The organism is Streptomyces poriferorum, from assembly GCF_019399235.1.
In the GTDB taxonomy this organism is placed as follows: domain Bacteria; phylum Actinomycetota; class Actinomycetes; order Streptomycetales; family Streptomycetaceae; genus Streptomyces; species Streptomyces poriferorum.
The window spans coordinates 1-9899 of the sequence record NZ_JAELVH010000242.1 but is presented as its reverse complement, the minus strand read 5'-3'; the positions used below and the strand labels follow the sequence as shown (position 1 = coordinate 9899).

7 protein-coding genes are annotated in these 9899 nt (G+C 73.1%); 5 read left to right on the top strand and 2 right to left on the bottom strand.

What is annotated here, in order from left to right:
• Both JGS39_RS30815 and JGS39_RS30810 read right to left on the bottom strand, forming a co-directional pair.
• The coding region (locus JGS39_RS30815) for a molybdopterin oxidoreductase family protein (protein ID WP_236065836.1) at positions 1–2144 on the bottom strand (2144 nt) is incomplete at its 3' end.
• Between the two features lie 107 nt (positions 2145–2251).
• Positions 2252–2983 (bottom strand): SanA/YdcF family protein, encoded by a 732-nt coding sequence (locus JGS39_RS30810; RefSeq protein WP_219572988.1) that lies wholly within the window; start codon positions 2981–2983, stop codon positions 2252–2254.
• A 119-nt stretch (positions 2984–3102) separates the two neighbouring features.
• On the opposite strand from JGS39_RS30810, the gene JGS39_RS30805 reads away from it, so the two are divergent.
• The 5 genes from JGS39_RS30805 to dnaG all read left to right on the top strand — a co-directional run.
• The gene (locus tag JGS39_RS30805; RefSeq protein ID WP_219572989.1) at positions 3103–3918 is read left to right on the top strand and encodes a Cof-type HAD-IIB family hydrolase; all 816 of its coding nucleotides are present in this window, start codon (positions 3103–3105) and stop codon (positions 3916–3918) included.
• A 167-nt stretch (positions 3919–4085) separates the two neighbouring features.
• Positions 4086–5033, top strand: a complete 948-nt coding sequence (locus tag JGS39_RS30800; RefSeq protein WP_443742900.1) for a sirohydrochlorin chelatase — start codon at positions 4086–4088, stop codon at positions 5031–5033.
• A 36-nt stretch (positions 5034–5069) separates the two neighbouring features.
• Positions 5070–6434: a deoxyguanosinetriphosphate triphosphohydrolase gene (locus JGS39_RS30795; RefSeq protein ID WP_219572986.1), complete on the top strand. Its 1365-nt coding sequence runs from the start codon at positions 5070–5072 to the stop codon at positions 6432–6434.
• Between the two features lie 154 nt (positions 6435–6588).
• Entirely contained in the window at positions 6589–7848 is a 1260-nt protein-coding gene (locus JGS39_RS30790) for an NAD(P)/FAD-dependent oxidoreductase (RefSeq protein ID WP_219572985.1), read from the top strand.
• Positions 7849–7974: 126 nt separating this feature from the next.
• A partial coding sequence (gene dnaG / locus JGS39_RS30785; protein WP_219572984.1) for a DNA primase occupies positions 7975–9899 on the top strand: 1925 nt, incomplete at its 3' end.

Here is a 9899-nt window from a genome sequence, read left to right as displayed (position 1 = left end):
GGCTGGGTCTCCGCGGAGACGGCCCCGGTGACCTCGCTCTGAGAGGCGCCCCGGGGCTGGGACAGGGCCTCCACCCTCACCGCGCACACCTTGAACTCCGGCATCCTCGACACCGGGTCCAGGGCCGGGTTGGTCAGCGTGTTGGCCCGGCCCTCACCGGCCCAGTGGAACGGCATGAACACGGTGTCCGCCCGGATCGCCACGGTGATCCGGGCGGGTGCCACCGCCCGCCCGCGCCGTGAGGTGACCGCGACCGGCTCGCCCTCGGCCACCCCGATCCGCTCGGCGAGCCGCGGATGCAGCTCCACGAAGGGGCCCGGGGCCGCGGCGTTCAGCTCCGCCACCCGGCGGGTCTGCGCCCCCGACTGGTACTGGGCGACGACCCGGCCCGTGGTCAGCACCACCGGGAACTCCGCGTCCGTCTCCTCGGCGGACGGCCGGTGCGTGACCGGCACGAACCGGGCCCGCCCGTCGTCCGTCGCGAACCGGTCCAGGAACAGCCGCGGCGTTCCGGGGTGCTCCGTGTCCGGGCACGGCCAGAAGACCCCGTCCTCGGCGGCGATCCGTTCGTACGTGATGCCCGCGTAGTCCGCGGGGCCGCCCGCCGACGCCCGGCGCAGCTCGTCGAACACCACCGCCGGGTCGGCCGGGAACCCCTTCCCGTGCCCGAGGAGACCGGCCAGCCCGTGCAGCACGTCCAGATCGCTGCGGACACCCGCGGGCGCGGAGACCGCACGCCGGCGCAGCAGCACCCTGCCCTCGAGGTTCGTGGTGGTCCCCGTCTCCTCGGCCCACTGCGTCACCGGCAGCACCACATCGGCCAGCGCGGCCGTCTCCGACAGCACCACATCGGCGACCGCGAGGAAGTCCAGCGACCGCAGCCGCTCCTCCACATGCCCCGCGTGCGGCGCGGACACCACCGGGTTCGACCCCATCACCAGCAGCGACCGCACCTCGGTGCCCAGCGCGTCCAGCAGTTCGTAGGCGCTGCGCCCCGGCCCCGGCAGCGACTCGGGATCGACGCCCCACACCTCCGCGACATGGCGGCGCGCCGCCGGGTCGGTGAGCTTGCGGTAGCCGGGCAACTGGTCGGCCTTCTGGCCGTGTTCACGACCGCCCTGGCCGTTGCCCTGGCCGGTGAGGCAGCCGTAGCCGGACAGCGGGCGGCCCGCACGGCCGGTGGCCAGCGCGAAGTTGATCCAGGCGCCGACCGTGTCCGTGCCCTTCGCCTGCTGCTCCGGGCCGCGCGCGGTCAGCACCATGCCGCTCTCCGCGGCGCAGAACATCTCGACGGCCGCGCGCAGTTGCGGCACCGGTACGCCGGTCAGCCGCTCCACCAGCTCGGGCCAGTGGGCCATCACCCCGGCCCGCGCCTCGTCCCAGCCGCTCGTGCGCTCCCGTACGAAGTCCTCGTCCACCCGCCCCTGCGACACCACGAGGTGCAGCATGCCGAGCGCGAGCGCCAGATCGGTGCCGGGCCGGGGAGCCAGATGGAGGTCGGCCTGCTCGGCGGTCCTGGTGCGACGCGGATCGATGACGATCAGCCGGCCGCCGTTCTCCCGCAGTTCGGTCAGATAGCGCAGCGCGGGCGGCATCGTCTCCGCGAGGTTCGACCCCACGAGGATCACGCACCCGGTGCGCGGGATGTCCTCCAGCGGGAACGGCAGCCCGCGGTCGAGCCCGAAGGCCCGCTGGTGCGCGGCGGCCGCCGACGACATGCAGAACCGCCCGTTGTAGTCGATCTGCGAGGTGCCGAGCACCACCCGGGCGAACTTCCCGAGCGCGTACGCCTTCTCGTTGGTGAGCCCGCCGCCGCCGAACACCCCCACCGCGTCGGCCCCGTGCTCCGCGCGCGTCCCCCGCAGCCCCTCGGCGATACGGGCCAGCGCCTCGTCCCAGCCGGCCGGTTCCAGCTGCCCGCTCGCCGGATCGCGTACGAGCGGCCCGGTCAGCCGTACCGCGGAAGAGAGCACGGCGGGCGCCGACCGGCCCTTGCCGCACAGCGCGCCCCGGTTCACGGGGAAGGCGGTGCGCTCCTCCACCTCGACGACCGCGTCACCGGCGACCGGGCGCAGATTCATGCCGCACTGCAGCGCGCAGTACGGGCAGTGGGTCGCGGTGGCGGCAGTCGCGGTGCTGGTCATGCCCCCAGACTGGAATCCGGGTGTTACACGGGCGCCCGCTCCCGGTTACACCGCCGGTACGCCCACCTCAGCACGCCCGGCGACCGGCGGTGAGGTGCGGGGCGCGATCAGCGTTCGTCCGCCGCGAGGGCCTTGGTCACGCCCGGTTCCTTGGGCCCCAGGAAGTGCGGATCCGGCTCGAACAGGGCGTCCAGGGCCGCCTTCCCCGCCGCGAACACCTCCCGCGTGCCGCCGTAGTACCAGGTCACATCGTGTACGGCTTCGACCCCGACGCCGTACGCGTCGATCCCCGCCGCCCGGCACAGCGCGATCGCCCGCCGGATGTGGAACCCCTGGCTCACCAGCACGGCCCGCTCGACCCCGAAGATCTTCCTGGCCCGCACGCACGAGTCCCAGGTGTCGAAGCCGGCGAAGTCGCTCACGATCCTGCTGTCCGGCACCCCGTGCGCGACCAGGAACGTGCGCATCGCGTCCGGCTCGTCGTACTCCACCCGGCTGTTGTCACCGGTCACCAGCACGACCTTCACCTTCTTGTCCCGGTACAGCTCCGCCGCGGTCCGCAGCCGGTTCGCGAGATACGGGGACGGCCTGCCGTCCCACAACCCCGCGCCGAACACCACCGCGACCTGCTGCGCGGGCACGTCCGCCGCCGTCCTTACCCGGGCATCGGCGACCGTGTGCATCCAGGTGGCCGGGGCCAGCGCCAGCACACAGGCCACCATCACCCCCTGCACGGCCAGACGCCGCCCCCGCCGGGTCCGCGGCAGCCGGGGCCGCAACCGGACGGCGGTCCTCCGCAGCGCCCGGACCGCCCGTCCTCCCCATGGCCTCAGCCGCATCGGAGCCCCCACATCCCTGTCGTCGTGCCGAACCGTCCCCTACCGCTTGACGAGCGGACGGCCGAAACGGTTCTCCCGTGAGCACCCGTCGGTAGCATCGGCCGATGTTGCTCCCACGGCTGATCGCCTCAGATCTCGACGGCACCCTGCTCCGTAACGACGGCACCCTGTCGCCCCGCACCCTGCGCGCCCTGCGCACGGCCGAGGACGCCGGCACGGAGATCGTCATCGTCACCGCCCGGCCGCCCAGGTTCGTCGACCGGCTCGCCGAGGCCGCCGGGCTCGTGGGCACGGCGGTCTGCAGCAACGGGGCGCTCGTGTACGACATCGCGGCCCGCACCGTCGTCTCCTCCCGCGTCCTGCCCCTGACCACCGCCCGGCGGGTCGCCACCGCACTCGCCGCCGCGGTGCCCGAGGTGGGCTTCGCCCTGGAGACCGGCAACCAGGTGCTGTACGAACCGGCCTACCGGCTGCGCATGTCCGAGGACGTCGGCGCCGAACTCCCCGTACCGACCCTCGCCGACCTCTGGCTGACCGAGGCCCCCGTCACCAAACTGCTCGTCTGGTCCGACCGGCTCGACGCCGACACCCTGCTGGCCGCCGCCCGCCTGGGCGCGGGCGACGAGGTACAGCTCACCCACTCGGGCGGGCGCGGACTGGTGGAGATCAGCGCGCCCGGCGTCACGAAGGCCGGCACCCTGGAGATGCTCTGCGCGGCCCGGGGCATCGACGCCACCGAGGTCATCGCCTTCGGCGACATGCCCAACGACCTCACCGTCCTCACCTGGGCCGGCACCGGCTACGCCATGGCCAACGCCCACCCGGCCGTACTGGCCGCCGTGGCGGCGCACACCGCCACCAACGAGGAGGACGGGGTCGCCGACGTCATCGAGCGGCTGTTCGCCGGTCAGGTCCGGCCCGCGGCGGCCGTCTGACAGTGGGCAGGGGCTCTCGGTGAGGTAGCGGAAAACGGCCGTGACCGGCGCGCAACGAGGCGGCAACCTGCGCCCGGCACCATCGGTCCATGACGGAGCCGGCCCCGGAACGTCCCCAGGAATCCCCGCCCCTGCACTGCACGGCGCACGCACGCACAGAGGAGCCCGTGCCCCTCGACAGCACGGCGCACGAACGCCCCCAGGAGTCCCTGCCCCTCGACAGCACGGCGCAATTGCTGACCCGCATCACCGCGGCACTAGGCACCCAGCTCAGCCTCGTCTCCCTGAACGGAACCCGACGGCCCATGCACCGCACCCCGCAGCAGTCCCCGCACAGCAACGTGAGCCCGCTGATTCCCGCCGCCCCCGCCCTCGTCGCCGTCGCGCACGGCAGCCGGGACCCGCGGGCGCTGTACACGGTGACGGAACTCCTGGACCGGGTGCGGGAGCTGCGGCCGGGGCTGGACGTCCGGCTCGGCCACATCGAGCTCAACGAACCCCTCCTCCCGCGGACCCTGGACGACCTCGGCAGCGGTGAGGCGGTCCTCGTACCGCTGCTGCTGGGCCGCGGCTACCACGTGAAGCAGGACATCCCGGAGGCCGTCGCCGGCGCCGCCGCCCTGCGCACCCGCACCGCCGGCCCCCTCGGCCCGCACCCGTTGCTGGTCGAGGCGCTCCACGGCCGGCTCACCGAGGCGGGCTGGTGTCCCTCGGACGACGGGAACCGCAACAGCGCCGTGGTGCTGGCCGCCGCCGGTTCGCGCGACCCCGAGTCGGCCGCCGGTACCCGCCGCACCGCGCAGCTGCTCAGCGAACGGCTCGGCGGGGTGCCCGTCGTGCCCGCGTACGCCTCCGCGGCGACGCCCACCGTCCCGGCCGCCCTGCGCGCGCTGGCCGCCCGCGGCCGCCGGAGGGTCGCCGTCGCCTCGTACTTCACCGCCCCCGGACGCTTCGCCTCGGCCGCGGCGGCGGAGGCCACCTGGATCGCCGCCGCCCCGCTCGGCGCCCACCCGGCCATGGCACGGCTGCTGCTCCACCGCTACGACCAGGCACGGGCGGCCGGCGCACCGGCGCACGAAACCCTGATGAACACACGTTTCCTGGCCTCCGCCTGAGCCCTCCTGTCGGTGCGGCCGATTACTGTCGTTCCCATGAACGGCACGGACGGCACGGACGGTACGTACGGCAGGGACGACACCCACGGCACGGACACCGCTTACGGCACCCAGGACCCCGGCACTGCTCCCTACGGCGCCGCCGACGCCGAGCGCTGGGACACCGAGCCGGACAAACGGCCCGGCCGCACCGCCTTCCAGCGCGACCGCGCCCGGGTGCTGCACTCCGCGGCCCTGCGCAGGCTCGCCGGGAAGACCCAGGTCGTGACCCCGGGCACCCGCAGTCACGTCTGGGACGCCAGCCCGCGGACCCGGCTCACGCACTCGCTGGAGTGCGCACAGGTCGGCCGGGAACTCGGCGCCGCGCTCGGCTGCGACCCCGACCTGGTCGAGACGGCCTGCCTCTCGCACGACATGGGCCACCCGCCCTTCGGGCACAACGGCGAACAGGCACTCAACGACTTCGCCTCCGACTGCGGCGGCTTCGAGGGCAACGCCCAGTCGCTCAGGCTGCTGACCCGCCTCGAACCCAAACGGTTCGTGCCCGACACCCGCACCGGCGAACTCGTCAGCGTGGGCCTCAACCTCACCCGCGCCGCACTCGACGCCGCCACCAAGTACCCCTGGCCCCGAGGCGCCCACCCCACGGATCCCGCCTCCCCGAAGTTCGGGGTGTACGAGGACGACCTGCCGGTCTTCCACTGGTTCCGCAGCGGCGCCCCGCAAGGCCGCAAGTGCTTCGAGGCCCAGGTCATGGACTGGTCCGACGACGTGGCGTACTCGGTCCACGACTTCGAGGACGGGCTGCACGCCGGGCACATCGACCCCAACTGCCTCGACGCCGAGCCGGAGCGGCGCGAGATCTGGGCCGTCGCCATCGGACGCTACGTCCCCGCGGACACCGACCCCCAGGAGCTGTCCGACGCACTCGACCGGCTCATCGGCCAGGACTGGTGGCCGCACGGCTACGACGGATCGGCCGTCGCCCAGGCCCGGCTCAAGGACGCCACGAGCCAGCTGATCGGCCGGTTCTGCCTCGCCGCCGAGAGCGCCACCCGGCAGGCGTACGGCACCGGACGCCTCGGCAGATACCGTGCCGAACTCGTCGTTCCCCGTGAGGCGCGCCACGAGTGCGCGGTCCTCAAGGCGGTCGCCGACCGTTACGTCATGCAGCGCGCCGAGCAGGAGGAGATCCGCGCCGGCCAGCGGATCGTCATCGCCGAACTGGCCGCCGCGCTGACCGCCCGCGCGCCCGAGGGGCTGGAGCCACAGCTGCGGGCGCTGTACGAGGCGGCCCCCGACGACCGCGCCCGCAAGCGGGTCCTGGTCGACCAGATCGCCGCCCTGACCGACGCCTCGGCCCGTTCCCTGCACCATTCGCTCACCGCACGCCGCGGCTGACAGCACCCCCTGCTCCCGGTGTGCGGGCCCCGGTCGGCACACTGGCATATGACCACTGGGCGTGACCTGATCGGGTCACACCCTCTTTCGCCATCACGCTGCGTGCGGGACGCTCGCAGTTGGCGCCGCGCAGCAAGCACCGAGGAGGCATCAAGTGGTCGACGCACATCGGACGTTCGTCATTGTCGGCGGAGGACTGGCCGGAGCGAAGGCAGCGGAGACGCTCCGGTCGGAGGGTTTCAGCGGCCGGGTCATCCTGATCGGCGATGAGCGCGACCATCCGTACGAACGCCCGCCACTCTCCAAGGGCTACCTGGGCGGGAAGGAGGACCGCGACAGCGTCTTCGTCCACGAGACGGCCTGGTACGCGGGGGCCGACGTCGAGCTCCACCTCGGCCAGCCCGTCACCGCGCTGAACCGCGAAGCCCGCTCCGTGGAGCTCGGCGACGGCACCGTCATCCACTACGACAAGCTGCTCCTGGCCACCGGCGCCGAACCGCGCCGCCTCGACATCCCGGGCACCGACCTGGCGGGCGTCCACCATCTGCGCCGCCTGGCCCACGCCGACCGGCTGCGCAACGTGCTGGCCGCGCTCGGCCGCGACAACGGTCACCTGGTCATCGCCGGGGCCGGCTGGATCGGCCTGGAGGTCGCCGCGGCGGCCCGCGGATACGGCGCCGAGGTCACCGTCGTCGAACCGGAGGCGACCCCGCTGCTCAAGGTCATCGGCCCCGAGCTCGGCCAGATCTTCACCGACCTGCACAGCGACCACGGCGTCCGCTTCCACTTCGGCGGCCGGCTCACCGAGATCGTCGGCCAGGACGGCATGGTCCTCGCCGTGCGCACCGACGACGGCGAGGAGCACCCCGCCCACGACGTCCTCGCCGCGATCGGCGCCGCCCCGCGCGCCGCCCTCGCCGAGGCCGCCGGGCTGGAGATCGCCCCGCGTGAGCAGGGCGGCGGCATCTCCGTGGACGCCTCGCTGCGCACCAGCGACCCGCACATCTTCGCGGCCGGGGACGCGGCCAACGTGGCCCATCCGCTGCTCGGCACGCGCCTGCGGGTGGAGCACTGGGCCAACGCGCTGAACAGCGGACCGGCCGCCGCCCGCGCCATGCTCGGCCAGGACGTCTCCTACGACCGGGTGCCGTACTTCTTCTCCGACCAGTACGACCTCGGCCTCGAGTACTCGGGCTGGGCACCGCCCGGCAGCTACGACCAGGTCGTGATCCGCGGTGACGCGGGCAAGCGCGAGTTCATCGCGTTCTGGCTGAAGGACCACAAGGTCCTCGCCGGGATGAACGTGAACGTGTGGGACGTCACGGAGACCGTGCAGGAACTGATCAGGGCCGGACAGCCGGTCGACCCGGACGCCCTGGCCGACCCGTCGGTGCCCCTGGAGTCACTGATCTGAGCGCCCCGGCCCCGATGACCGCGCCGCCCCCGTGCCACGGCCCGGGGGCGGCGGCACGGGCGGCGGGCGGACCGGATCACACCCGCGGGCACCATGACTGTCCGACGCCACCCGTAGACTTCACTCGTGGCAGGCAGGATCAATGACGACGACGTGAAGGCGGTCCGGGACGCGGTCCCGATCGACGCCGTCGTTTCCGAGTACCTCCAACTGCGCAACGCGGGCGGTGGAAACCTCAAGGGCCTGTGCCCCTTCCACGACGAGAAGTCGCCCTCGTTCCAGGTCAGTCCGAGCAAGGGCCTCTTCCACTGCTTCGGATGCCAGGAGGGCGGCGACACGATCGCCTTCGTCCAGAAGATCGACCATCTGACGTTCGCGGAGGTCGTCGAGCGGCTCGCCGCCAAGGCCGGCATCACCCTGCGGTACGAGGAGGGCGGGTACAACCCCTCCCACCAGCGCGGCGAGCGGATCAGGCTGGTCGAGGCCCACAAGGCGGCCGCCCAGTTCTACGTCGAACAGCTGGACGGCCCCGAGGCGGAGATCGGCCGCAAGTTCCTTGCCGAGCGCGGCTTCGACCAGGCGGCGGCCGAGCACTTCGGCGTCGGATACAGCCCCGCGGGCTGGGACCACCTCACCCGCTATCTGCGCGGCAAGGGCTTCAGCGACAAGGAACTGATCACCTCCGGCCTCTCCCAGGACGGCAGGCGCGGCCCCATCGACCGCTTCCGCGGCCGGCTGATGTGGCCGATCAGCGACACCTCCGGCGACATCGTCGGCTTCGGCGCCCGCAAGCTGCGCGACGACGACAACGGGCCGAAGTACCTCAACACCCCCGAGACGCCGATCTACAAGAAGTCCCAGGTGTTGTACGGCATCGACCTGGCCAAGAAGGACATCGCGAAGTCCAGCCGGGCCGTCGTCGTCGAGGGCTACACGGACGTGATGGCCTGCCATCTCGCCGGGGTCACCACCGCCATCGCGACCTGTGGCACGGCGTTCGGCGGCGACCACATCAAGATCCTGCGCCGCCTCCTGATGGACAACGGCAGCGCCCGGGTGATCTTCACCTTCGACGGGGACGCGGCGGGCCAGAAGGCCGCCCTGCGCGCCTTCGAGGACGACCAGAAGTTCGCCGCCGAGACCTACATCGCGATCGCCCCGGACAACATGGACCCGTGCGACCTGCGTCTCGCCAAGGGCGACGAGGCCGTTCGCGACCTGGTCGAGCCCCGCACCCCGCTCTTCGAGTTCGCACTCCGCCAGATCGTCGCCCGCTACGACCTGGAGACCCCGGCGGGCCGCGCCGCCGCGCTCGACGAGGCGGCCCAGGTGGTCGCCAAGATCAAGACGGGCAGCGTGCAGCGCGAGGTCGCCGTCCAGCTCGCCGGCTTCGTCGGCATCCTGGACCAGGAGTACGTCGTCCACCGGGTCAACCAGCTCGCCCAGTGGGCCAGGGGCCGCGGCGAGCGGGGACCCGCACCCGGCGCGCGCGGCGGCTCACGGCGCCAGGAGATCCAGGCACCCGCCGTCGTCCCCTCGGGCCCCGCGCTCAACCTCCGCAGCCCGGCCCACCGCACCGAGCGCGAGCTGCTCAAGCTCGCCCTCCAGAAGCCCGCCCTGGTCTCCCCGGCGTTCGACGCCTACGGGATCGACGAGTTCACCGCCCCGCCGTACGCGGCGGTCCGCCAGTGCATCGCGGAGGCGGGCGGCGCGGAGCTCGGTGTCCCCGAGACCCGCGAGTACCTCGTCCAGGTGCTCGACGCGACGCCGAACGACACGGTGCGCAAGCTCGTCACCGAGCTCGCGGTCGAGGTCTTCCACGGCAAGTCCATCGACGAGGCGTACGCGGGCGAGCACCTGGTCAAGGTCCGCCTGCGCGCCGTCGACCGCCGGATCAACGACGTCCAGGGCAGCCTCACCCGCCTCGGCAGCAACGTTGCCCCGGACCACCTGGCGGCCGCGCAGAACGAGGTCTGGGTCCTCCAGCAGTACGCGCAGTCCCTGCGCAACAACGGCGCCGTCAGAGCGCGTCGGCGCCGTTGTTGCGCAGG

Coding starts and splice junctions, on each gene's coding strand:
- JGS39_RS30795 (WP_219572986.1), top strand. CDS start 5,070: ATGAACGGCACGGACGGCACGGACGGTACGTACGGCAGGGACGACACC.
- JGS39_RS30810 (WP_219572988.1), bottom strand. CDS start 2,983: ATGCGGCTGAGGCCATGGGGAGGACGGGCGGTCCGGGCGCTGCGGAGG.